General features: G+C 40.3%; 17 protein-coding genes, 1 other RNA gene and 1 riboswitch. Of the genes, 6 read left to right on the top strand and 12 right to left on the bottom strand.

The window, feature by feature from the left end:
* Nucleotide 1: 1 nt before the first annotated feature.
* The 8 genes from recR to LKM37_07200 all read right to left on the bottom strand — a co-directional run bounded on the left by recR (nucleotide 2) and on the right by LKM37_07200 (nucleotide 9,496).
* Nucleotides 2-616 carry a recombination mediator RecR gene (gene recR, locus LKM37_07235; protein ID MCI1720780.1) on the bottom strand — a complete coding sequence of 205 codons (615 nt, stop codon included), beginning with the start codon at nucleotides 614-616 and terminating at the stop codon, nucleotides 2-4.
* 42 nt (nucleotides 617-658) lie between these two features.
* The gene (murQ, locus tag LKM37_07230) at nucleotides 659-1,486 is read right to left on the bottom strand and encodes an N-acetylmuramic acid 6-phosphate etherase (GenBank protein ID MCI1720779.1); all 828 of its coding nucleotides are present in this window, start codon (nucleotides 1,484-1,486) and stop codon (nucleotides 659-661) included.
* Nucleotides 1,483-2,334 carry an ATPase gene (locus LKM37_07225; protein MCI1720778.1) on the bottom strand — a complete coding sequence of 284 codons (852 nt, stop codon included), beginning with the start codon at nucleotides 2,332-2,334 and terminating at the stop codon, nucleotides 1,483-1,485. The genes murQ and LKM37_07225 overlap by 4 nt, the downstream gene beginning before the upstream one ends.
* Before the next feature lie 63 nt (nucleotides 2,335-2,397).
* Nucleotides 2,398-3,057, bottom strand: coding sequence for a nicotinamide riboside transporter PnuC (gene pnuC / locus LKM37_07220; GenBank protein ID MCI1720777.1), 660 nt, complete (start codon nucleotides 3,055-3,057; stop codon nucleotides 2,398-2,400).
* A 101-nt stretch (nucleotides 3,058-3,158) separates the two neighbouring features.
* Nucleotides 3,159-5,375 (bottom strand): TonB-dependent receptor, encoded by a 2,217-nt coding sequence (locus LKM37_07215; GenBank protein MCI1720776.1) that lies wholly within the window; start codon nucleotides 5,373-5,375, stop codon nucleotides 3,159-3,161.
* Between the two features lie 29 nt (nucleotides 5,376-5,404).
* Nucleotides 5,405-5,494: riboswitch (TPP riboswitch) on the bottom strand.
* A gap of 172 nt (nucleotides 5,495-5,666) precedes the next feature.
* The gene (locus LKM37_07210) at nucleotides 5,667-6,413 is read right to left on the bottom strand and encodes a glutaminyl-peptide cyclotransferase (protein MCI1720775.1); all 747 of its coding nucleotides are present in this window, start codon (nucleotides 6,411-6,413) and stop codon (nucleotides 5,667-5,669) included.
* 162 nt (nucleotides 6,414-6,575) lie between these two features.
* Nucleotides 6,576-7,766: a retropepsin-like domain-containing protein gene (locus tag LKM37_07205; GenBank protein ID MCI1720774.1), complete on the bottom strand. Its 1,191-nt coding sequence runs from the start codon at nucleotides 7,764-7,766 to the stop codon at nucleotides 6,576-6,578.
* A 77-nt stretch (nucleotides 7,767-7,843) separates the two neighbouring features.
* Nucleotides 7,844-9,496, bottom strand: a complete 1,653-nt coding sequence (locus LKM37_07200; GenBank protein ID MCI1720773.1) for a CTP synthase — start codon at nucleotides 9,494-9,496, stop codon at nucleotides 7,844-7,846.
* Nucleotides 9,497-9,624: 128 nt separating this feature from the next.
* On the opposite strand from LKM37_07200, the gene rnpB reads away from it, so the two are divergent.
* An RNA gene (gene rnpB, locus LKM37_07195) (RNase P RNA component class A) lies at nucleotides 9,625-9,964 on the top strand.
* An 82-nt stretch (nucleotides 9,965-10,046) separates the two neighbouring features.
* On the opposite strand, the gene LKM37_07190 is transcribed toward rnpB, so the two are convergent.
* The 3 genes from LKM37_07190 to LKM37_07180 form a co-directional block, all read right to left on the bottom strand.
* A complete protein-coding gene (locus LKM37_07190) occupies nucleotides 10,047-10,652 on the bottom strand; it encodes a hypothetical protein (protein ID MCI1720772.1) in 606 nt (201 codons plus the stop codon).
* A gap of 639 nt (nucleotides 10,653-11,291) precedes the next feature.
* Nucleotides 11,292-12,788 carry a histidine phosphatase family protein gene (locus tag LKM37_07185; GenBank protein ID MCI1720771.1) on the bottom strand — a complete coding sequence of 499 codons (1,497 nt, stop codon included), beginning with the start codon at nucleotides 12,786-12,788 and terminating at the stop codon, nucleotides 11,292-11,294.
* Between the two features lie 12 nt (nucleotides 12,789-12,800).
* Complete coding sequence (locus LKM37_07180; protein ID MCI1720770.1) at nucleotides 12,801-16,100, bottom strand: xanthan lyase; 3,300 nt, start codon at nucleotides 16,098-16,100, stop codon at nucleotides 12,801-12,803.
* A gap of 129 nt (nucleotides 16,101-16,229) precedes the next feature.
* Between LKM37_07180 and LKM37_07175 the strand changes: the two genes are divergently transcribed.
* Nucleotides 16,230-17,213, top strand: a complete 984-nt coding sequence (locus tag LKM37_07175; GenBank protein MCI1720769.1) for a D-cysteine desulfhydrase family protein — start codon at nucleotides 16,230-16,232, stop codon at nucleotides 17,211-17,213.
* Between the two features lie 25 nt (nucleotides 17,214-17,238).
* Here the strand turns inward: LKM37_07175 and LKM37_07170 are convergent, their stop codons facing one another.
* Nucleotides 17,239-17,889, bottom strand: a complete 651-nt coding sequence (locus LKM37_07170; protein ID MCI1720768.1) for a DUF47 family protein — start codon at nucleotides 17,887-17,889, stop codon at nucleotides 17,239-17,241.
* Between the two features lie 221 nt (nucleotides 17,890-18,110).
* Here LKM37_07170 and LKM37_07165 point away from each other — a divergent pair, with 221 nt between their 5' ends.
* From LKM37_07165 to LKM37_07150, 4 genes are all read left to right on the top strand, one after another.
* Complete coding sequence (locus tag LKM37_07165) at nucleotides 18,111-19,124, top strand: branched-chain amino acid aminotransferase (protein MCI1720767.1); 1,014 nt, start codon at nucleotides 18,111-18,113, stop codon at nucleotides 19,122-19,124.
* A gap of 132 nt (nucleotides 19,125-19,256) precedes the next feature.
* Entirely contained in the window at nucleotides 19,257-20,291 is a 1,035-nt protein-coding gene (locus LKM37_07160) for a DUF1460 domain-containing protein (GenBank protein ID MCI1720766.1), read from the top strand.
* A 7-nt stretch (nucleotides 20,292-20,298) separates the two neighbouring features.
* Nucleotides 20,299-23,364, top strand: coding sequence for a response regulator (locus LKM37_07155; GenBank protein ID MCI1720765.1), 3,066 nt, complete (start codon nucleotides 20,299-20,301; stop codon nucleotides 23,362-23,364).
* 14 nt (nucleotides 23,365-23,378) lie between these two features.
* Entirely contained in the window at nucleotides 23,379-26,159 is a 2,781-nt protein-coding gene (locus LKM37_07150; protein ID MCI1720764.1) for a sensor histidine kinase, read from the top strand.
* Nucleotides 26,160-26,180 lie beyond the last annotated feature (21 nt).

Genomic DNA, 26,180 nt, shown 5'->3' with positions numbered 1-26,180 from the left:
ATTAACCGTTAAATGGTTGTCTGTTTTCTATGGATTTTGCAAGCGTAACCTCATCTGTGTATTCCAAATCATTCCCAAACGCAACGCCGCGCGCAATAGAGGTTATTTTTACGTTATAATTTTTAAGTTTCTTAAAAAGATAATATGAGGTAGTCTCACCCTCCATGCTTGTAGAAAGCGCCAGAATCACCTCATTCACACCGCCTTTCTTAAGCCGCTCTTCCAGCTGCGGAATTGGCAGGTCAGACGGCCCTATTCCGTCCATAGGAGAGATGATACCGTCGAGAACATGATAAAGACCATTGTAAGTCTCAGTGTTTTCTATGCTCAAAACATCCCTGATGCTCTCAACAACGCATATCACGGATTTATCCCTGTTCTTATCTGAACAAACGCTGCAAATATCTGTGTCTGAAATCATATTGCAGACGGAACAATGCTTTGCATTCTTGCGCAGCTCAACAAAAGAAGAGGCAAACTTTTGAATGTTTTCCTCCGGCTGCTTCAGAAGATGGAGAGCCATGCGCAAAGCGCTCTTCTTGCCAATCCCAGGAAGTGTTGCAAATTGTTCAACCGCATCCTCCAATAGTTTTGAAGAGTAATTTTGCTTAAACATGAGTTTTCTATCTATTTAACAATCAGGTATTAATCCCGACAGTTATTTTTTCTGTTCAGATTTGTATTTATCTATTGCCTGGCGGACTGAGCCGTATTTTACAAGATATGATTTTGCAAGATTGTAATCAGTAATCTTTGTCTCATCCATAATCATGCGTGTTCCGCGGTCAAGAAGTTTGGAGTTATTTAACTTCATATCCACCATCTTGTTCCCCTTTACATGACCAAGCTTAATCATGACGCAGGTTGAAATCATATTAAGAATCATCTTTTGAGCAGTGCCGGATTTCATTCTTGTTGAGCCTGTTACAAACTCCGGTCCTACAACTGCTACAATCGGAATATCCACAACTTCCGTAACTTTTGCATCAGGATTACAAGTAATGCAGCCCGTAAGCAAGCCGCGTTTTTTTGCCTCTGCACAAGCACCTACAACATAAGGAGTTGAGCCGCTCGCCGCAATTCCTATAACGGTATCTTTATCGTTAATATTAAATTTCTCCAAATCTCTCCATCCGCCATTGTAGTCATCTTCAGCATTTTCAACAGCTTTTCTTATGGCCGTATCACCGCCGGCAATAAGTCCTATCACCAAATTAAACGGAGCTCCATAAGTTGGAGGAATTTCAGAAGCATCCAGAATTCCAAGTCTTCCGCTTGTTCCCGCACCAAGATAAAAAAGTCTTCCGCCATTTTTCATTCTTGCGGTAATACCGTCTACTAACTTCTCTATCTGAGGGATACACCCTTCAACTACGATGGGAACATGCTGGTCCTCATGATTAATTCCTCTCAGCAAATCTCCGGTGGACATCTTGTCCAAATTGCTGTAATTTGATGCTTGTTCAGTAACTCTGGTCATATTTATCTTCCTCCTTTAACGTCAATTTGATGATAATGAATTAATCCCTCAATTGGAGAGCGCATTATAATGCCAATCTCCACTCCGCACTCCTCCGCAACTTGCTCCAGTATCTTCTTGAATACAAATGCGATAGAGCCAACAAAATTTACTTTATAGTTCTTGTAGTCATATTGATAGACATTGCGCGTAAAGAACTCTTTAAAGCTGGAGCGCAGCAAATGATCTATATGTGGACTATCCATGTGATCCTCTATAAAATGAGAGAACGATGCCAGGAATCTGCTTGGAACTGGCTGTTTATAAACCTTATCCACAATCTGAGCATAATCCAGATGGTATTGTTCTGTAAATGCCGCCTGCAAATCTTTTGGCAAAACACCTTTGATATAATCAGAAACAAGCTTGCGTCCAAGCACGCCGCCGCTGGCTTCATCACCAAGGATGAATCCGCCGGCATTCACATGCTGAGTAATTGTAGTCCCATCATAAAAACATGAATTTGAGCCTGTCCCCATTATGCATGCAATCCCTTTATTATGACCGCATACTGCTCTTGCAGCCGCCAGAATATCAGAAGCAGATTCACATCTGGCCTTTGGAAAAACTTCTCCAAATGCCTCCGCCAAATCCTGGCAAACTCCTCCGGAAACAACCCCGGCGCCATAAAAATACACCGCGGAAATTTCAGTTCCTATAACGGACAAAAGCTTGTCCTTTAGAATGTTAATTATCTTATCTTTTGTAATGAAAACCGGGTTGATACCCGCTGTTTTAATAATGCTGTAGGTTCCGTCCTCTTTAAGAGCACACCAGTCAACCTTAGTGGAGCCGCTGTCTGCTATTAGTATCATCAGTAACTTTTTAGTCCGGCAAATTTACTAATAATTTTTAAGTAAAGCAGACTTGCGGAGCCATCATATTCTGACCCCGCTCTTTTTCCAGTGCCATATTCCGTAAAATGCTGATACAATATAAAATGCATATAGTATCACCGACAATACCATTCCATTTTGCCCTCCGATATATTGCATTGCAAAAATTACAGCCATCATAATATCAGCTGCAATCCACAGCCACCACTGATACAAGTAGGATTTGCTCAGCCAATAAGTCCCCAATATGCTAAGTGCGGTTGCAAGCGCATCCCAAAACGGATATGGGTCCGGTACTTGTGAAAACAGTTTGCTGAAGGTTCCTATGAAGAGATAAAGCACTGCTGTTAAGACACATAGAATTGCCGCCCCCCAGGCAATTTGTTTACCTGTCGGGATACAATAGATAATGCTGTTCTCCTTCTTGGCTTCCGGTTCTGCGGTGCCTAAATTGCTATGTTCTAACGATTTCTCATAATTTCTGCGCTGCAAGGTCCATTGCCAGATTCCATAAAAACTCATTATTACAAAGTAGATTTGAAGCCCCATCTGGGCATAAATGCCCTGAGAGTAAAATATTATAGCATAAGATGTTGCAGTAACAAGGGCTATTATCCACATAGCCCTTAACTGCAAAATTTCAAAGAGGGTGTAAATAATTCCACCCGCAAAACCAAGTATTTCTATCCAGCTAAAATCCATTCTAGTAATTACTTATACTGCATTCAAAATACTGCTTACAGCACATTTTATAAAAAATGTCCGGTCATGCAAAGTATTTTGCATGCCGGACAAATGTAGTATTAAAAGTTGAATGACAAGCGTACAATAAAATTGGTCGTTGCCTGAGAATAAACACCTTTCTCCAGGTAATCCGCAGAACCATCTCTGAACATTGCTCTGTAAATCCAGCCATAAGAATAGTACTTGTTATTCAAAATGTTATCTACGCATAAAGACAACGTAGCAGTAGCTGTTCCCTTAATTTTAAAACTCTTCTGAGCATTAAATCCCATCACAAAATAATTTGGAACTTCAGCATCCTTTTTGGATGAATTGTCCATGTATTGTTTGCCCACATATTTTCCGTTTAAAGAAATGCTTGTGCTCTTAAACGGCTCATAAGAAACCATGGCCGCCCCTATCAGCTCCGGAGACAATGTAAGATTTGATTTTTTATAGTACGTTGCAGTCTGAGGAAGCGAGTTCCAGTCATTAGGATTGTCATAGGTATCCGTATACAGCGTATAATTTTTCAATTTGTTCTTTGAGAAAGTTACGTTTCCTTCCACGGTGACTTTTTTGCACGGCATCCAGACTGCGGTCAGCTCAATTCCGCGGCGGTAACTATCGGGGATATTCTCCTGAATTGTATATCCTGTCTCCGTAAGCTTTCCGGTAGCAACAAGCTGATTCTTGTATTCCATTGCATATAAGTTAATTCCGGCGTTGAAGCACTCATTTGCAAACTTATATCCAAGCTCATAATCTATCATCCTTTCAGATTTAATTGCATCAGCTTTTCCCGCTTTGATAGACTCTTTAACATCACTTCTGCTTGGCTCTCTGTGACCTGCAGCGACGGAGAAATATACTTTGCTGTTATCGGTTATATTGTAAGTCAAACCGGCCTTAGGATTGAAAAAATTATAATGCATATCTCTGTCGAGACCTGTAAAATCTTTATCCATTCCGCTGAGTTTAAAGAAGATATAGCGATACTGCAAATCTGCAAAAGCTGTCAGATTATGCACAATTTCATATTCGGCGCGGGCATAAATGCTAACGTCATTTTTCTTTCCGTTGTTGCGGTACCACTCAAAATTGTTTGCGACATTCTGATTATACTTGCTCCATTTCACGCGGCCGAAATGGGCTCCATTATAGAATGAGTAAGCCGCCCCGGCCGTTGCGTTGATTTTATTTTTTTTATAGTTCATATTGGCTGCCGAAGCTACATAATCATTGTTCATATATTGCCTGATAATGAAATCTCCTTTTTTGTAAGTAACACCGTCAATAGTCTGGTTTTCAAGGCCGTATTTAGAGAATTTTTTGTTGTAAATATAGTTCTCATAATAGCCGGTTCCTTTTGTATAATGCACGGTTGCATCAAAAGTCACATACGGAGAAAACTGGTGGATATAGTGCAGCTGGACGTGGTGTTGCCTATAGTTATCTGTCTCATTATCATAATAATGCACGTTGCCAGCCTCATCATAATATTCGCCCGCGTTGTTATATCTTCTATTACTATAATACTGTTCCGGAGGACATCCGTTCCAAGTAATGCCGGTTGCCTGGTCTCCGTATATATAAGTGATTTTAAAGGAGTTATTTTCATTTCTCCATCCTCCCGACAGATATAGAGAGTTCAAATCTGCCTTTGCATTTCTGATGTAACCTTTGGTGCTGTTGTGAGAATATCTCACGTCAAAAGAGAAACCGTTTTTCATCTCTCCGGTTCCAGCGCCAATTGTTGTCATATAAGTTTTGAATGAACCAAAAGAGAACTCGGCATTGCCATAAGGTTTAAGCGCAGGAGTCAGTGTCTGCATATTCATGCTTGCTCCAAATGCTCCGGGACCATTTGTTGATGTCCCCACACCACGCTGAAGTTGAACAGATTGCAAAGAACTGCCCAAAGAGGGAATATCTACCCAGAAAACTTCCTGGCTCTCTGCATCATTAATTGCAATTCCGTTTAACGTTACATTAATTCTGCTTGCGTCACTGCCGCGGACGCTAAACTTGCTGTATCCAAGACCCAGGCCGCCTTCAGTTGTTGCAACGACAGATGGCTGGAAGCCCAAAACCATTGGTAGCGAATGAGATGCGGCCACGCTCTTTAACTGCGCCTTTGATACGGTAGAAAACGTAACGGGAGTATTTGCACCAGCGCGTACCGCAGAAACAATTATACTGTCCAGCCGATTGACTTTAGAAGTATCGGACTGTAAAGAAAATGCATTTGCCGTAAAAGGAAATACAAGAAGGAACAAAAAAAATAACCTCTTCATAACAAGCTAAATATTAAAAGCTTAGAAATGCAAAGGTATCTTGCTCTCCCTACGGCGGTACTAACCGCATCAGGTTCCAAGGGTATGATCTCAGCCTTTCGGCACCCCTAAGCCGCTGCAAATATATTGCTTTTGTAATACAAAAGCAATTTATTTGCAGCACCCGCAAGGCTCACGCCTTATTTTGCCGCACAATGCGCGGCAAAATTTAGGGAATTAACGCGCTATCGCGCGGAGATGCACTGGCGCTACGCGCCAGGCCTTCGGCTTATTATCATTACTTGAAGATTATTACTTCATCGGATTGGCAATGCGGAAAAGACGAGGCCAATACTTGCCGGTGATATAAACAGCACCATCCAGCGGATTATACGCAATGCCGTTAAGTACGTCAGTATCAGCATTTCGCAAAGATGCTGGAAGAATGCCGGCACAATTAATAACCGCCTTTACTACTCCATTGGCAGGATTAATGACAACAATATTATCTGTCTCATAGACGTTAGCCCAAACCATGCCGTCAATATACTCAAGTTCATTAATCCACTTTAAAGGTTTCCCGTCAAGAGTAACATTCACTTTATGCGTGCAATAAAAACTTGCAGGATCCATAAAGAACAAAGTGGAGGAGCCGTCGCTCATAATCATCTCCTTGCCGTTTGTTGTAAGCCCCCATCCTTCAGTAGGATATGAAGCCACGCCAACCTTTTTGAATTTGTCTGCGGAATAAACAAAGCATGAGTGTTCCTGCCATGTAAGGATGTAAATATTGTTTCCAAAGATGCATGAGCCTTCCAGAAAATATCTTGCATTAAAATTCCATCTTCTCTTAAGACGCCCGCTCTTGTAATCTACTATCCTAAAGCTGCTTTCACCATATTGACCGGCGCTCTCATACATCACTCCATTATTGAAAAACAACCCTTGAGTATAGGAATGCCTGTCGTGAGGAAAAGTGGCAAGCACTTTAACTCTATATTTTTTCGCGATGGTTCTTTCTGCAGAACCTTCTGATCCGCCGGTTAAATTATCTGCCATAGCACCCTGATTTACAGAGCAAAGCAAAAAAGCAAAAGCTATGACAAAAAATATAACAACTCTTTTTTTAACGTGCAATTTGCTAACATTCATATCAAAATTATTTGCTACTTATTATCAGAAACACAATTTGTGCCCATTTGTAAAATACGACCGGAATAATTACTCAAACTTTATAAACATATGTTTGAAGTTAAGTGTCATTGTATCAAATTGTCGAATCAAATCCTGACCTATATTTCCGTATACCTTTTCATCACTCTTGATTTTTTCTTTTAGTATATCAACATTCTTTAAGGTTATTTCTCTGTTACTGATCTTAAAAGTGTAGTCCATTTTATATCCGTCAAACTCACTCCTGCCCCCGGCGCCCGCAAATTTGATTTTCTGTAACTGGCAATATTTTTCAATATTATCCCTGTTTTCCACATAAAATTTATGGTATAGTATTGTCATATCGGCGCCCGTATCAAATGTAAAATACTTTTTATCCATATAAATTAATGGTATTAAACCATTTAGAGCCATGTTAGAGGTACCGGAAAACAACGATTCTTTTTGAGGAACAACAAAGTATCCACTCCGGGTAATTTGAATCTCTCTTAAAGCTTCAATCAAGGGGAATCCTAAAATTCCGTAAATCTTATAGTTGCTCTGCGGAAAGGATAGAGACTCATCCGGTAACACTAAAAAGACCACGTTGAATATATTAATATTTCCAAGGGCAAGTGTGTCGCAAACCGCCAATTGTGCCGTCACATTTGTTCCGGTGATTGTGCCAACTTTTATTTCTACAGGAATTATATTCATATTTAATTGTTTTGCGACAGATTGGGATATGGTTGACAAATTCGCACCAGTATCAAAGATACAATCGATGGTGTCCTTCCCGGAGGAAACCTTAAGGGTATTTAATCCTGCAATATCCTTTCCCATTTTTAGTTTGGTACCTCTATTTAGATCAATAGTTTGTGGAGCGGTATCCTCAAGTGCCGACCAAATATTCAAGGCGTTTTCATAATCAGATATATCGTCTTTATCCAGATATGTTTTGTAATCTCTTAAAATAATTTCAGCGGTGTTTTTTGCCTCTTTGTAGTGATATAATTTTATAGCATTGTCATACTTGGTCTCATATAACTTGATCAGCAAGGAATCGGGAATGCCTTTTCTTTTGCTCAAAATCTCTATTTTATCTTCAGATTTTTTGAGTTTGTTAAATGCATTATCCAAGGCGGCTTCAGTAAATAAACGGTAAGGTCTTGATAAACCGCCCCGGTTTGTCTCATACAATTCTTTAGCTTTGAAATAATTATTATTCTCGAGTGAATTGTATGTTTTATTGAATGTCACTAAATTACTTGTCTTACAGCCAACAATGCAACTTGCAATCCAAACAAGGGACACGATCTTAATACAAAATCTCGTGTTCATTTTCCATCAGTTGCAACTTTCAAATCGCAGTTGCCGGATTTTTCCGTGCGGTACTTCATTGCGGCCTTTACAAACGCCACAAAAATTGGCTGCGGTTTTAGCACGCGGCTCTTTAATTCAGGATGGAACTGAACACCTATAAAGAACGGATGCTTAGGTAGTTCCACAATTTCTGCAAGACCTGTCTCGGGGTTGCGTCCGCTTATAACCATGCCGGCTTTCTCCATCATTGGAGCATAGTGCTCATTAAATTCAAATCTGTGACGATGTCTCTCTGAAATAGTTTTGCAACCATAAATCTTTGAGGCAAGAGTTCCATCTTTAATTTTGCAGCTATATGCGCCAAGTCTCATTGTACCGCCTTTCATTGTCAGAGATTTTTGCTCCTCCATCAAATCTATTACCGGATTCTTTGCGTTAGGATTTACCTCCGTAGAATTTGCCCCCTCCAGCTTTAACACATCTCTGGCAAACTCAATTACAGCCATTTGCATGCCAAGACAAATTCCAAAGAATGGAATCTTATGCTCGCGGGCATATTTAACTGAAAGGATTTTTCCTTCAATTCCCCTCTCGCCAAAACCGGGCGCTACCAAAATTCCATCCATGCCTTTCAGCTTTTCATTAATGTTTCCGGCATCAATAAATTCACTGTGAACTGTATGCACATTCACTTTGCATCTATTTGCAGCACCGGCATGAATGAAGGATTCCTGGATAGATTTGTACGCATCCTGAAGTTCAACATATTTTCCAACAAGAGCTATATTGCACTCATATTTAGGATTATACAATTTATTCAAGAACGTCTTCCAAGAGGACAAATCGGGAGCCGGAACATTTTTAATCCCCAATTTTTTAAGGACGATATCATCAAGGTTCTGAGCATGAAGCTTTAACGGAACCTCATAAATGCTCCTTGCATCTATGCTCTCAAAAACCGAATCAGATTTTACATTGCAGAAAAGAGCAACTTTCCTTTTAATCCCCACAGGCAGAGGCATTTCTGTTCTGCAAACTATAATATCGGGATTAACACCGTCTTGTTGAAGCAATCTTACTGAATGCTGTGTCGGCTTGGTTTTCAGCTCCTTAGCCGCATGAAGGAAAGGCACCAATGTCAAATGAATCACAATGCACTCACCTTCAGGCATCTCCCACTGCAGCTGTCTTACAGTCTCTATAAAAGGCGTAGATTCTATGTCGCCGACAGTTCCTCCAATCTCTGTGATTATTACATCAAACTTTCCTGTCTTGCCAAGAAGAGTCATTCTTCTCTTAATTTCATCCGTTACGTGAGGAATAATCTGGACCGTCTTGCCCAGATAAACACCTTCCCTCTCATTATCAATTACTGTCTTATAAATACGGCCGGTTGTAACGTTGTTTGCCTGCGACATGGAGACGTCCAAAAACCTCTCATAATGTCCTAAGTCAAGGTCCGTTTCAGCGCCGTCATCAGTTACGTAGCACTCGCCGTGCTCATAAGGATTTAATGTTCCCGGATCTACGTTTATATATGGGTCAAATTTTTGAATTGTAACTCTTAAACCTCTGGATTGCAGTAGCTTTGCAAGAGAAGCCGCCATAATGCCTTTGCCCAGGGAGGAAACAACTCCGCCCGTAATAAAAATATACTTTGTCTTCATGATAATGATTGTGGAAGGTCCTCTAATGGATCACTTCCTGTCGGGACACAAAGATAATTCTAATTAAAATTCAAAGCAAAGTTTTTACGCCATTTGCAGGATAAAATTAAAAAGCATACTTTTGCCACCCGGCGGGAGGCTTTATCGCTCAAGTAATTGGGAGGAAAGTCCGGACAGGATAGAGCAATGTGCTGCGGAAAGCGCAGACAGGTGAAAGCTTGTGTGAGGGTAACAGAAAATAACCGCTTTTTTCCGTCGCGACGGATGAAAGCAAGGGTGAAAATGCGAGTTAAGAGCTCACGGAAGGCAGAAGCGATTTTGCTTTGGTACTCAGCCACATCCTGCAAGGCCACATATACCGGCAGTTAAGAGCTGCTCGCTCGTTGCCGGGGGGTAGGCTGCATTAGATAAATGATAAAGGCCGCTGTACAAGCGGTACAGGATTCGGCTTACACTCCCGCCCGTAAAATAAAGGGTCTGAGAAGAAATTCTCGGACCCTTTTCCATTATGTCAACAAGGTCATTCTATTCTATTCTATTCTACTCTATTTTATTTTTCTTTTAGAGTCCCCATATATGAGTAGTATTTGAGAGAATAGTCACCATTTTGCCGGAAAACTATAATTATAGTATTTGTTGTAGGATTGTATTTTCTGGGCAATTTGTTTATTTCACTCTCTAATGTATTATGCCTAAAGGAATTAACCTCAAATGGAATAATTGGCTTAAATTCTTTTTTATCAAGGTAAGTGGCTTTTACAAGATTACGTTTAAATGGTTTATTCCTGCTTTTTTTCCTGTCATTTTTAAACAATTTCTGGATGAAATAATAAACGGGATATTTTGCATAAGAATAATAGACCGTACAATCATACTCGTCATCAAGGTCTTTAAAGCCTTCCATATAAAATAGAGTATCTCCATCATCTAGGTGAGGATCAAGATTTTCCAACGCGGCAAATCTATCCATTTCATATTCTTTTTGAAAAAGGAAAGCATTTGTGTGACTTCTAGATGTTTGCAAAATCAGCTTTGTAATTGGATTTGTAACAATCTGTCGCTTCTGGGTGCCGCAAGATGAAACCGCAAGAATTGCAGTTGCAACAAGTGCTGTAGTTACTGAAATTACACAGGAAATTTTTACGATTAACTTCATAAGATTGTTGTTATAAACATACGTATCAAAGGTAACCATACTCTTTTTCAATCAATGTCACCAAATTGTCAAATTTTGCACAACATGTTGATTATCGCATGTGTACGGCCCGTAGAGAGCTACATCCATGCTCTGCTCGCATGCAGAGCATTCCGCCACAAAGCAGCACAACACATTGTAATTAAAGCAGTTATATAACTATCTGATTCAGGGTAGTCTGAGGTGATATTGACAATCAATATGTTACAAAACATCACAGATTTAAAATTGAGATCTTTTGTAACACGCTGACACACAATGCCACCAGGAGGTACACCAAGTACAGACAGGTTTTCAAGTTCATTTGCAGATGTTGAGCGAGTCCGTTTCGTACGAGCGCTGCACGCTCCCTGCGGTCGCGGGCCTGCGGCCTTGGGGACATTCAATCGCGGGTCTGCGGCCTTTGGAACAATCCGGCGCACCTTGCAGCTCATCAAAAAAGTTCTGTAGGCGGATCTGTGAATCAGATAGTTACAATTCGGCCGATCCTACAGATTCGGCCAAACTGCATGTATCTGATACACAATGGCGATAGCAACACTTGTATGGTTAAATCAGCGTAGCAATGCTCAGAGATTGCACGTGCCGATAAAAGTCTTCTTACTTCACGGGAGATTTTGCAAGGATATCTGTGAAGTACTGCCTCAAATCTTTCCAATCATAATAAGGCCACAACTTGCTCTCCAGAGGGAGCTTGGCTTCGCGTTCATTGATTAAGATTTTTACATAAACGGGAGCTTCAGTAGCAGCAACTTTTGCGGGCATATTTGCGCAAGCATTAGCATTAGCATTAGTTTTAGTTGCAGTTTTGCCTGTAATCTTGCCCGCAGCTTTTCCAGCAACTTTTCCGGCAGCGGTTTTCCTGTAAAATATAAACTGGATGTTTGCAGCCATTGGAATATAATCTACTATGTTCCAATGATATGCAAGAGAGTCCAGATTACCGGTTTTATAATTTCCGCCATTTAGGCCCATTAGGCAGGACAAAGGAAGCACGTCTGAATCATGACCAAATCTTAACGTAGCGCCGCGGCCGTTGCAGGCTATAACAGAGTCTGCCCCCTTGATGATATTTTTAAGCAGATATGTCTGGCTGTAAGGCATTTTGGCTCCCGACAGTTCTGAATATCCTCTTAAACAGTACCAGTATGCATTGTCATTCAAATAATAATCATACAACTCTTCTTTAGTAAAGATGCCAGACATAGAAATCTTAAAATCAAGATCTTGCATTGACTGAGCCAAATTGCAAAGTTTGTTAAAAAGATGAACCGACTGATTTGAAGGGATAACCTTTCCATCAGGTCCGTAAGACTTTTTATCATAAGGTACCGTACATCTGGTAATGAATGTAGTATCAGTAAACAAAGAAGACATCAATCTGTCGGGATGAATATTGTTTGCCTCAAATGCTTCCAAAGCACCCCTTCTATTTTCGTCCTCATAAAACTTAGCAAAACTTACCTCACTATCTTTATCATCATAATTCATATAATACATATCATGCTCGCTGGCATCATTGGTAATAGTGATATTTTTATTGTATGCCCTAAGTTCTCCGCACTCTGCCATCATGCTTAATATACAACGTATTATGGTTGTTGAGCGGGCATCCACTTTCACATTTCCGGCAAAAACTTCCGGGAAATTTGCAACCATTCTGTCCGCAATTCCTCTGTGCTGCTTTGCCCCGAGCTGAGTAAGTTCTCCAAGGCGGCCGGTTGAGGCAACAAACATAGAATCAACTTTTAACTTAACGGACTTTCCAAGAGGTGTTAAAACTCCCGCCTTTTCAGCAGCGGTAAAAACATCATGCGCAAAACCGTAGTCTTTAGGACTTATCAGCCAGCGGGAGCCATGCCTTCCGTAATGGCTGATATAGAAAGGTTTGTATCCCTGCGGAGCCGGAGTTAATTTTGGTACCGCAGCAAATGCGGGAGCAGATTGCGTTGCAGTATAAGGATATGCCCACAAACTTCCGCCACCGATATTTACATTATTGTAAATTTTGTTTTTAATCTCTTGCGCTCCTGCTGAAATACTGAACATCAGCACTATGCACGTTAAAAGAGAAATTACTGTGATATTCTTTTTCATATTTTTTGAATTTTATTTTTCAAAGAAATCAATAACCTGCCCGATTAATTTATTAATCTGGGCCTGTGAAGTTAATGTCTCCAGCGGAAATCCAAAGGAGGCTATTCTATAATCATTCCCCTTATAAGCTACTGCTGCAGAGATGCTTGTCTGAGGGTAGCGGAAAATAGTGTATGCATTTTTCTCAGCAGGAGTAAAGGCATCCGGAGCCTCGCAGCAATATTTTTTCTCATTCAGCTGTGAGTAGAAATTGTAATCTCCGCTAAATCCAAAAGGATTGCCAACGGCAGAGACACATCCGTCAGTAGAGGCAGAATGTGTCATCCATTTGAATTTAAGCACTTTGGAAGCAAAATTCTTTCCTCCTGTATCAACTTTAAAACCATCAACTAAATCTGTTGATATGTAAGCTCCCGACAGTAAAAGTTTTCTACCGTCTCCGCAGAATTCTGTAATTACCTGTCTCATAGCAGGAGTATAAACTGTATAGTTAATGGCCTTCATCTTTCCGCCGTCATTGCTCTGCGCCTCTTTGCCCATAATCATATCGCAAATGTTATAATCCTTCAACACTGTCTTTCCATGTTCAACCGCGCTGCGGGTAGAAGAGACAAAGCTGTAACCCTTTTGCATAAAGGCAATTCCATGGTCGTAAGAGTAATCAAAAGTATTTCCTGCAATCACCATCTTTGCATAATCCCCGTGGCAAGCTCCAAAGCCGGGAGCATCATCATCAGTCCAAGGAACGCTCCTTCTGAACTCATACATGCTGCCAATAAATCCGGCATCCTGGACGTATGGAACTCCATGATCATATTCATCCTGGAATCCTGCAAGAGTAGAATCCTTGCTCTGCAGCCATCTTGGAGAACCCACTCTGTCAAAGGCATTTACAATAAGCGCAACTTTTCCTTTGCTAGAATTTCCGCTGGCAATTCCAACTGCGACAACTTCAGAAGGGAAACTTTTTCCTCCCTCATTAAGGGCGCAAATTTTAAACCTGTAAACTTTGCCTTTCTGCAGCTCAACTCTGTAAGTTGTATCATCAACAACAGTTCCGCCGTCAAATCCGTTATCATCTATCGCAGTATAAATCAAATACTTATCAGGTCTTGCCGTTGACTCCTCAGGGTCTTCTACAGCAGACCAGTCAAGCTGAGCATATACATTTTTATTCTGGTCAATTACATCATAAACTCTCTGAACAGTTGCAGTAGTCACATTCTTATTTCTTCTGCTTTTTCTCTTGTTAGCAGATGATTTCCTCTTATGTCTCCCCTGCTGAATTGTAGAATTATCAGAAGAGTCTCCGTTGTCAACCGTGACTCTGACATCATTAACAGGCAGCGGCTCAACAACATACGGTACATTATTCTTAAATGCAAGGAACTTAAGAATTCCCTTATACATTCCTCTTGCCGCAGTGAATCTGAATGCCGGGTCAAGGCCAAATTTCATATCCGCAAAATTTTCATGAGACAAAAATTCCAGAAGCATTCCCGGCATCTGAGGAGTTCTGCTCTCAGAGTAAGAGCGATCCCACAAACCTCTTCTTGTCCAAGGGAATCCGTACTTATTTGAAACATCGCTAACAACCTGTGTCTGAACCATATCCGCAAGATTCCTTCCCCATATTCTATCCTCTCCGTTAGGATATTTTATTCCTCCTCCAAAGTCATTGCAATTACGCGTATAAATAGAGAGCGTACCTACAATAGAATCATCCAAAAATGTTCCGGCATCAGTATGCAATGCAAAAGATAAATCCAACGGAATTTTCTCTCCGCCGTATCCCCAATTTGGAAGAGTAGAAGAACCTCCGGCCAATCTGTTAGCCCACTTTCCGCGGCTTACATAATCATCATTATAATCATTGTAATTATGTGAATATGAGTAAACTGTATCAGGGAAGCCGCTCCATTGCAGCCAATATCTTGCACCCTCTTCAAACCTAGGCATTCCGCTTGTAAACCCATCTCCTTTTCCACGCGCAATGTTGCCCCAGCCGCCGCCAAACTTTACTGCATCTGCTGTCACAATTCCCTTATCCAAGCTATTAACATTTGTCAAATAAACACCCTCATCAGAGGCTCCCTTCTTAAAATAAAATGTTCCAAGATAGACCCATATTCCTCCGCCCATCTGCTGATTAACGCGGAACTTTGCAGCGCCGCCGCTATATTTAACAGTGTAACCTGCGCTCTTAGTACTCTCAGGCAGAGAGTGATATGATATATAAACCGCATAATTTCCATCTTCAGGAATATTTGGCAGCCACTTAACCTTGCTCTCATTTTTCTCTATCTGGCTCTCCTCCGACGGTTTTGCAGATTTCATAAGTCCCTGAACCTGAACATAAGAACCCATTTTAAATGGATTCTCCTTAAATACATAAGACTTCTTTGGATTTGCAAATCCAAGAGAATCACCCTTTTGCCAGGAGAATTCCCCGTTAGACATGGAGAATCCATCCGTATTAGTGTCATTATCAACTATAATCTCATTCTTATTATAATCTCTCTCCTTTGGCATCATCACAACGGCTCCCGCATTCTCAAGCATCGGCACAAGGAAAGGAATCACATAACTTTGAGTATACATATCCTCAACAGTCTCAAAGAGTCTTGCCCTTTGCCATTCCCATCTGTCGAGAGTATTTTCATAATACCAGCCGTGACTGTTGGAGACTGCTATATGCCTATCCTGCAAACCATTATAGATTTGATAAGGACGCGTAGTCTCATACTTTAAAGGTGGGACAAAACTCTTATCCTTCTCTCTTGCGCTCCTCTTTTTTGCCTCAGCCTTATCACCTCTGGCCTCCAGTTTTCCCTCTTGCTGAAGCTCCTCAGCTTCTCTCTGAAGTTTGAGAAATTTATTCTCCTGATTAAAAAAAGGAGGCACCAAATCCTCTATTTTAGAGCCATTTGCAAAGATTGCAAGTTTCTTTCCGCTAAACTGGGAAGGAATATTTTGGCTCACGATAGAGTATACTTGCTCAACTGTCGCGGGCCTGATTGGATAATCTGCAAAATTGCGGTTGAAGACAACATACAAAGAATCATTATCCGCAAAAGTGTAAGCAGTCTCAACCTTGATGGGAACTCTTATGCCGGAAGTAGGTAATAGAAAGGCCTTTACAGCCTGCCCTGCCTGGGCAAATCCGCTGACATCCGTGATTTTCGTATAATTCTTTCCGTTTAGAACCGGCTGTCCCGGAATTTCCTCCTGAGCGTAAATCCCTTGTGGACAAATACTTGCTGCAACAAACAGAAGAGCTGCGGCCCCGGACAATAACTTATTTTTTATCATGGTTAATAATTATTTCTCTTTTTGAAAGGTTTCTGGATAATTGTTGCAAAGTTACTAAAACTCATATTAAATTTGCTACCGAATCCAGACCTTGCAGGCCGGGATTGACAATGTAAACTAGATACTAAAATGAAAAGACTTCATCTGGCAAATCTGCCAACAAAAATTCAAAAACTTGAGAGACTCTCAAAAGAACTTAACGCTAACCTCTACGTAAAACGCGATGACCAGACCGGCAGCGAGTTTTCCGGCAACAAAATCCGCAAACTGGAATTTGAAGCCGCCGAGGCGCTGGACAAAGGGTGCAATATGCTGATTACCTGCGGCGGAATACAATCCAACCATTGCCGCGCTACAGTAGAAGTTGCAACATTGCTTGGAATGAAATCGGCCGTACTGTTGAGAATATCACAGACTCCTCCTGTTACCGGAAATTATTTTCTTGACAGGCTGTTGGGAGCAGACGTAAAATTCTGCAACCAGGATGAGTACAGAAACCACCGCAATGACATTATGAACCAAATGGCGGAAGAGTATAAGAAACAGGGATATAAGCCTTATGTAATTCCGGAGGGAGCATCAAACGCCATTGGCACAATGGGATATTTCAACTGCATGAAGGAAATTGTTGAGCAGGAGAAACAACTTGGAATTCAATTTAATACAATAGTTGTTGCAACCGGAAGCGGCGGAACTATTGCAGGCCTTTACCTTGCCAATGAACTGATGAATCTTGGTAAAAGAGTTGTGGGCATGGCCGTATGCGATGATACAGAATACTTTACAAATGTAGCTTATAAAATTGCTTCAGAGGCTGTTAGCCTGCTGCCTGAGTATGCAGGGAGAAAACTAGAACGCAGCAACATAGAAATCAATGATAAATACGTAGGAATAGGATACGCGCTAAGCCGTCCGGAAGAGCTGGAATTTATAAAGAGAGTAGCTCGTACGGAGGGACTTATACTAGACCCGGTATATACAGGGAAGGCTATGTACGGTATATGGAATGAATTACAGCCGGGCGGCAGTTTCAGCCACAACGGAAACGTATTGTTCATACATACCGGCGGATTATTTGGTTTGTTCCCTATTAGCGAGACATTCCCGCTGTAAAAGGAACTATCTGCTGCAAAAGAGATTAGCCCTCTTTAACTAGAATCATTTTAATACAGTCCCCGATTTCTTTGGCTTTGTCCGTAGTATCTTCCAGGGACTGTATTATATTTTTATACTTTGTGAGCTCAATGCCGTTTTTCTCAACCTCAAACAAATTGCTCATATAGCACTCATACTGGTCGTCAACCTCCTGCTCTATATCCTTTATCTTCACACATTTATCCATAATATCCTTTGACTTTGAGCGGACAATGGACAAGTCTTTTATTATTCCCGACAGCAACTTGGAATCATCATAAATCAGCTCCCCAATTTCCGTCCATGTATTATCCACATATTTAGGATGATATATGACAACTTTTTTGGCGGAATCATGAATATAGTCCAGAAAAGTCTCTATTCTGGAGCACAGGTTCTGGACATCCTCTCTGTCAAAGGGAGTTGAATAAGTTCTGGAAAGAGCCTCAAATATAGTAGTTTCCATTACATCACCCCGTTTCTCCAGAGCCTTAACCTCACGTGCATACTCTTTCTTTTTCTCATAAGAATCCTCCTTTAGTATGCTAACAAGCAACGCAGCAGATTTCTCTACAATATCAGATTGCTCAATAAATAAGGGGTAGAATTTTTTGCCGGAACCGGTGAGAACGTGAATAAATTTATTTAACCACATATGGAAAATTATAAACGATTAACTGTGTTTTGCAAAGATATGAATTAAATCTGTAAGTTTTAAGCAGGCCTAATTTCAATGGCGATTTTTCAAAAAATTTGAATATTTTATTTAAAATTATTTGGATAATGGCATTTTTGGTTTTATATTCGCAATGAATTTAAAGGAAAACCTTTTCAAATTAAAGTATAAAATTAGTTAATCATTTAAATAACAAGAGAATGGACTGGAGTAAATTAAGTTTTTCATACACGCCAACGGATAAATACATCACATGTATGTATGAAGATGGCGTTTGGAAGAAACCAGAAATCAATAGTGATATTAACATCTGCATCAGCGGATTAGCACCATCGCTTCATTATGGCATTGAGTGCTTTGAGGGATTAAAGGCATTCAGGGGAAAAGATGGCAAAATCAGAATTTTCCGTCCGGATGAGAATGCAAAGAGAATGCAATCTTCCGCCGCATATTTGGGAATGGAAGCTCCTACCACAGAAGATTTTACAAATATGTGCATAATGGCTGTAAAGGAGAATGAGAGATATCTTCCTCCTTATGGTTCCGGCGCATCTCTTTATATCAGACCTGTATTATTTGGAGTTGGCTCTCAGCTAGGAATAGCACCGGCAAAAAAGCAGCTGTTATTTGTTGCTGTAGCTCCGGTAGGCTCATATTCAGGTAGCGGCAACTTGGTTCCTGTAAACGGAGTCATTGCCAGAAAATATGACCGTGCAGCCGGACATGGCACAGGATGCTATAAAGTTGGCGGAAATTACGCTGCATCTATTCATGCAGGACAATTAGCAAAGAAAGCCGGGTACAAGGCTGTTCTTTACCTTGACCCTATGGAGCATAAATATATAGATGAGTTTGCCTCATCAAATTTCTTTGGCATTAAGAACAACACATACGTTACACCTCTTTCAAACAGCATACTTCCTTCTATAACTAATAAGTCACTGGAAGTTGCAGCAAAAGATTTGGGTATGAAAGTGGAAAGAAGAAGAGTTCCTGCAGAGGAGCTGGCAGAATTCAAAGAGGTTGGAGAGTGTGGTACAGCCGTAGTCATTACCCCGGTAAGTTCTATAGACGATAAACCGGAGATTGATTCAACTGAATGCAAACGTTACACTTACAGCGGCCTGGATACTTGCACAAAACTTTACAGCCATATTGTAGGCATTCAAAACGGCGAGATTAAAGATGAGCACAATTGGTGCATAATACTTTAAATAGTATTTTCAAATTTTTAGGGTTATTGTTAATAGAAAGCCGCTGAGAAGCGGCTTTCTTTTTTATTTTAGACAAATTATTGCTAAATTTGGCGGTTTAAGGGAGATCAAAGAATTTAGAATCAATCTATTATGAAAAAGAGGTTACTCTATGCCGCAAGCATAGCATTAACAATGTTTATTACCATTGTGCCTTTTTCAGGTATAAAAGCACAATTTTGCAGTACGGAACAGCGTGCGCAGATGGACTCTGCAACAATGGTTATGGTTTGCCCTGAGTCAAATTGTCTCCCCGCTTCAACGGAACAATGCGCAGTAACGACGCCTCTTGACATATTTCTGGCAGATAAAATTCTTATGAAACTGCAGCCATATTCTGGCAAGAGCGTACCTCAGCTTATGATAATGGCTGCCAGCATGTTAATGGGCACCCCTTATGTTGCGGGCACCTTGGAAGATGCAAAAGATATTAATAATGAGAAACTTAGAATAAATCTGCATCAGACTGACTGCATAATTTTTGTTGAGACCTGTTTTAACCTGGCGCTTGCCGCACATAATTATGGAAAGAGCTGTACTTTCTCAGAATTTGCAATGCTTGAACGCTCCAGCAGATACAGAAAAGGTGTAGTTGACGGCTATCCAAGCAGGCTGCACTATACAACAGAGTGGATTAGACAGAATGAGGAGAACGGCAATTTGAAAGATATCACAATGGAGCTTGGCGGGGAAGTCTATAATCATCCAATATTTTTCATGAGCCGCAACTACAAGAGATACAAGCAAATGGCAGCTGCTTATGATTCAACTGCAACTGCTGCTGACCGCGCGTTTGCAAAAAGCAATCTGGACAGAATATCACAAGCGGAGGAGACATTAAACAAGCAACCTATAACTTATATTCCAAAAGATAAAGTTGACGCTTGCCTTGGTAAAATAAAAAGCGGAGATATAATATGCTATATGTCAGGCACTCCTGGGCTTGATATAGCTCACGTTACAATAGCGTATGTAGAAAATGGAAGAGTTGGATTTGTACATGCTTCAATGGCGGACATGAAGGTGGAGGTTGATAAGATGACTATAAGCGAATATGTAAAGTCCAGAAAATCAATCACAGGGATAAAGGTAGTCCGTCCCCTATCAAATAATGACAAAAACAATTAGATAAGATATGAAGAAGATTTTAAGGTTTATCTGTTTTGCCGTCGTCTTAATGGCTGCGGCGTTTCCCGCCTCCGCACAAAGCGGCAAGGCTGTGAAACACATACAGATAATCAGTTCCTATGGCTATGATGATGCGTGGGGGCAATTGTTGTGCAGCAAAATAACATACTACACTAAAAAAGTTATACCTGGAGCATCTGTCGGGATTACAAATACCGACATTGCTCATAAACAAACACTTGCAGATGGAATTACAGAGCTTACGGAGGCTTTTTCCAGAATGCAGGCAAGTCCCGACGCTATAGTTATAGTTGGAACGGAGGCTTGGATGGTTTTAAAATCCTCCGGTATCTCCCTAGGCAATACCCCTATTGTTGTATGTGCGCCTACAGATGAGACAATTAGCAACTATTCTTATTTTCTTGCAAGACATGCAGTTCCCGACAGTTTAAAGAGTACGGTGAAGGCGGATGCAGCAGGATATAACGTTACAGGAGTTTTTGGAAAGGATGTTGTTGAACCAACCATCGTTGCCTTGAAAGTGCTGTTTCCAAACACAAAATCTGCAATATATTTTTCAGAAAGAACATTTGAAGATTGCCTGAATGCGGACAAATTTGAGACGCAGCTTGGAGCAAGAAATATGGATTTTATTGTTACCGACATTAAGAAGATAAATGCGGATATGATAAATTCCACCATATCCAACTTCACAAAACAAAATGCGGCAATTCTCATAAATTCCTATAGTACAGAGAATTCTTCCGGATACAATTCTGTTTACAACGCAAATAACGTCCCTATTATAATCCTTAAAGAGATACCTGCGGATGAAAGCACTCCTCTTGTCGGAGGTATTTTTACAAGCGCATCTAAAATTGCAGCGGCAGCGGCAGCCTCTATCAAACAAATAGTTGCAGGGACGCCGGCTACCTCAATCGAGTACAAATATATCTCTCCGGAGAGAATGGCTATAAATAAGGTAGCTGCCAGCAAGATGGGACTAAAGATTGCAGGAAACAAGTATAATATTCTATATGAGGATCATACAAGTTTCATATCCAAATATGCAATAAGGATTTTATCCTGTCTTCTGATTATTTTGCTTTTGTTTGCCGCATTTATAAACCTAGCAGTACGCAAAAGGAACAAAAAAGTATCGGAAGACGTTGAGCTATACAAAAAGCTATTAAGGGATTACAGCACTTTATTCAAAAATTCCCCAATAGGAATTGCAGTCTTCAATAAAGACGGAATATTCATGGAGGATAACCAAAAGGCTGCAGCTGAGCTATCTCAGGTAATTCCTGATTACAAAAAGACCTCCTCTTTCACCCTGTTTAATTCTCCTTACGTTTCAGATGCTACGCTTCAAAAAATTAAGCATAAGGAGATTGCAGATAAGCACTACATATTTAAGGTGAATGATAACAATATTTATCAGAGGGTAATTTTCATCCCGACAGATGTAGAAAGCAAAGAGGCCCTGGTACTTTTAATTGTCAATAATACAGAGGAATACATGGAGAGAGCAGAGAAGGATAGAATTAATACCTCCTTCTTGCTTGCGATGGATGCGTCAAAATATGGTGTTGCAAAATTTGATATGGCAAAACCTGACTTTGCATACATCGGTACTGACTCATGGTTCTATAATCTGAAAATAAAGAACGGTACTAAGCTGGATATCAGCTTTAACCATCTGGTAAAAGAAGACCTTGCCTCCGTGCTTAGGTTTGTGGACCAGGCAAAGGAGGGAACTGAAACTGATTTCTCAAAGGATGTAAGAATTAAAAATGATGACGGGACATTGCATTGGCTGCATCTTGCAATTTCAGTTAGCAATTATGATAAGGCTGAAAATCAGCTGATATGCTATGCCGTCGTATCAGACATTGATTCTCAAAAACAAAAGGGCGACGAGCTCTCCAAGACGTATCAGAAATATGTGGATTCTACAAAACTGAGAAATTCGCTTATTACCAACATGGGCAATGAGCTTAAGACCCCTCTTAACGCACTTGTAGGATTTTCAGAACTTTTGGTTGAGGCTACTCCGGCAGACAACAAAGAGGAACTTCAGAAATATATAGAAGAGAATAATGACAAACTGCTGCAAATGGTTCAGCAGATGATATCTGTCTCAGATATAGAGTCTCACAATGCATATTCTCAAATGGCAGAATTCAACTTAGAGGCTGTCTTTGAGAAAGTTGTGGCCGATACAATTCAGAAAACACAAGGTACCAGCATTAATGTTGACTTCACAAAACAAGGAAATACAATTTTACTATCTGACAAGTCCAGAGTAGAAAACATTGTTCAGCTATTGTGTGACAATGCTATATCGTTCATAGGACCATCCAGAAATGGTACTATTAAAGTTGGATATGACGTGCGTGAAAACAATATTTATATGTATGCCAGCGATACCGGCAACAAAATTTCCGGCGAGAGAAGAGCAAGACTGTTTGACAGGTTTGATCATCTGAGCGATGAATCCTATGTAGGCCAGGGACTTAACCTGCCTATTGCACGTTCTATAGTAAGATCTCTGCACGGAGAAATCGGATACAAGCAAAATGAAACCGGAGAAGGAAATACCGTATGGTGCATTATTCCAAAGAATTACGCAGAAGCATCTAGCGACAACGTAAAGGGAGAGCTGGAAAATGCCGCCACTGTTCAAAACAAGGGACAGAAAGTTATTCTAATTGCAGAAGACAATCAGAACAACTTCCAGCTGCTGAACTTCATACTGAGAAAAGAGTATCAGATTATTCATGCTCACGACGGAGAAGAGGCGTTAAAGATGACTCTTGATAAGAAACCAAATGTAGTTCTAATGGATATCAAGATGCCTAAGATGGATGGATTCCAGGCAACGGCAGCAATCAGAAAGACAGATAAAACAACTCCTATAATTGCAGTAACTGCTTATACATCAGAAAAGAGCAGAGCTCAGGTAAGAGACGGACAGTTCAACGGATATATATCAAAACCGGTAAATGAGTCTGAATTGAGAAGAGCGCTTAAAGGTGTGTTATCAGATGAAAAGGAGGAAAAGAAATGAAAAATTTATTAAGAATGAAGAGTCGTTTTTATATTAGTGCAATTATTGCAGCAGTACTTGTAACTTTTGGCAGCACAAGCTCTTACGCTCAGTTTGGTATTCAGGACAGCGTATATGCTTTGCATGAGAAAGCAAAGGATGCGGGCAATACCCATAACAAGGGAGATTTTATATACGCAATAGAGAATGATGATGATAGCGTCCCTAGTCTAAAGAAGACAACCGTTCAGCCGGTAGTACCGCACAACATATTAATTATCAACTCTTTCTCCCCTGATATACTTTGGGCCAGAAATACTGCGGACAGTCTCTCTTCACAATTGAAAAAGAAAAGCTTAGAGTACAGAATCAACACATACTTTCTAAATTTTGATTGCGCATCAGGATACGGCTATGCAACAAAAGTGCTGGCCCGCATAATTAATGATTATGGCGGAAAACGTCCGGATATTATTGTGCTGATTGGAGATGATGCCGCAATGACTTGTGACCTGTCGGGAGTATTAACAGGAATATGGGGAGGCATTCCTATAGTTGCCCTTGGAATTTCACAAAGTGTTCCGGCAGGCATAGGCAAATCCGCAGGCATAGATTACCAGCGCCTGCCATACAGAAGCAGATTTTTTGGAGTAGTTGCGCAAACACCTGTAAATGAAAATCTTAAGCTAATCAATAAAATTGCTCCAAAAGTAAACAGGATTGTTTTTATAGATAATCCGTACATAGAGAGCCTATATGCAAGCGAGCTTATAAAGAAGACTATAAAGAGCGGATACCCTTCTATAAAATACTCCTCAATAATGAGGAATACAAGCAATGCTGATTCCGTTTTGAATGTCATTATGAAGGCGGATGCCAAAACAGCCTTCATTACTTATGCATGGAATTATGATGGCGGCGGAAGCTCCTACACAAAACATGAGATTGATTCTATCTTCACAACAAAGCTAAAAGCTCCGCTGTTCTCCATTAATACCTTCAATTATTTTAACAATTATATAGTTGGAGGATACAACCCTTCTGAAAGTATCCTGGCTGCAAAAGGAACTGAGATTATCAGCAATATTTTTGACCAGGGAAAAAATTACGTATCACCATCTGATCTTTACGTACTTAAGAACGGAGATTATGTAATCAACAAGATGGCGCTCAAAAGATTTAAGCTTACAAGCGGCATTAAAAGCTTTTACGGCGTAAGATACGTTAACACCGTAAAGGGCTGGCTAGCAAGACATCCAGGATTCTTCACACTGTTTATCCTTGGAATGATGCTGTTCTTCTGGCTGATTTTCATGTATTTCCATTTCTTAAAGCAAAATGTTGAAAACAGAAAGAATATTAACCAGAGCAAAAAAGTCTATGAGAAATACAACTCTTTGTTCAATGAATCAGAATTGAATTTTGCAGTATATGACGGAAGCGGCAACAAGCTCTTCAGCATAATTAAAAGCAAAGAGAAAGATGTAAAAGACGCTATTGAAAAATACTTGCCTGAGAACTTGTATACTTCCTCTATTTTCAACGACAGTGATATCAATGATATCAGAAATAAGAGAGGCGTAACAAGAGAAATCAGCACGCCAAAGAGAATCAGCTTTATGGTAAATCCTGTTGTAGGAGATATGGGAACGCCATACAAGTATATGATGGTTATTTCTGATATAACATCTGAAATTCAGGAGATTGAGCAAAAAGAGAAACTTGATTCCCTAATTAATTATGCAATTAACACTACGGATATTGGAATTGCATGTTATAACATAGTTACCGGAGAAGGTTATGCAACTGAATTCTGGTTTAGAAATCTTGGTGAAAGCGCATCAAGTTCCGGACTAATTCAGCCGTCATATTCTAATTTTAAAGAGGGTGACAAGGCTGCAATTACAGACTTCAAGCAAAGGTTAATAAAAGGAAAGGCAGGCTCTTTCACAAACGATATTCAGCTTCAGAATCAGCAGAATGGAAGAATCAAATGGATTAGAGAGAGCATATTCTTAAGAGAAACTTCAGCCGCATCCGGTCCTGTTGTTGTTGACATCAACTTCAACATTACATCTGAAAAGGTTAAGGAAATTGCTGTAGAGAAGAGAGTTAAAGAGGCTCATATAGCTTATCAGGATAGCGACAGATTTATCAATTCTATTAGCCATGAGATTAGAACACCTCTTACTTCTATAGTTGGTTTCTCAAAAATGCTTCTTACGGAGAAAGATCCAAAGGAGATTGCAAATATTACCAACATCATTAAGAGAAACAATAATGTATTAATAGAGTTGTTTAACAACATCCTGTCAATTGCAAAAATTGATTCCGGAATGTACACGTTTGCAAAGGATGATGTTAAACTTAACGGTCTGTTCAGAGAATTGAAGACCGCAACCGTCCACATGCTGCAAAATGAGAAACAGCTCACTGCCAAGAATATAGAGATTATCGCAGAGATACCTCTGGAGGACAGCACTATTGTTACTGATGAGTGGAACTTCCGCCAGGTGATGGTTAATCTGCTTTCAAATGCGGTTAAGTTCACAAAGAACGGAACAATCACATTTGGTTATCAGCCGCAGGAGACCGGAATATATTTTTACGTAAAAGATACCGGATGCGGTATTTCTGCAAAAGATCAGGAGAGAATATTTAACAGATTTGAAAAATTTGATAATTATTCCAGTGGAACCGGACTTGGCCTGTCACTTTGCAAGAGTATTGTTAGACATTTGAACGGAGACCTTGGAGTCATTTCCAATGAGGGCGAGGGCTCAACGTTCTGGTTTGTATTAAAAGATTTGAAATAAAAATATAGGCATCATTCTATT

The organism is Bacteroidales bacterium (assembly GCA_022647615.1).
Lineage (GTDB): Bacteria > Bacteroidota > Bacteroidia > Bacteroidales > UBA932 > Egerieousia.
The sequence above is the reverse complement of the archived record's forward strand: the minus strand, read 5'-3'. Positions and strand labels throughout refer to the sequence as shown.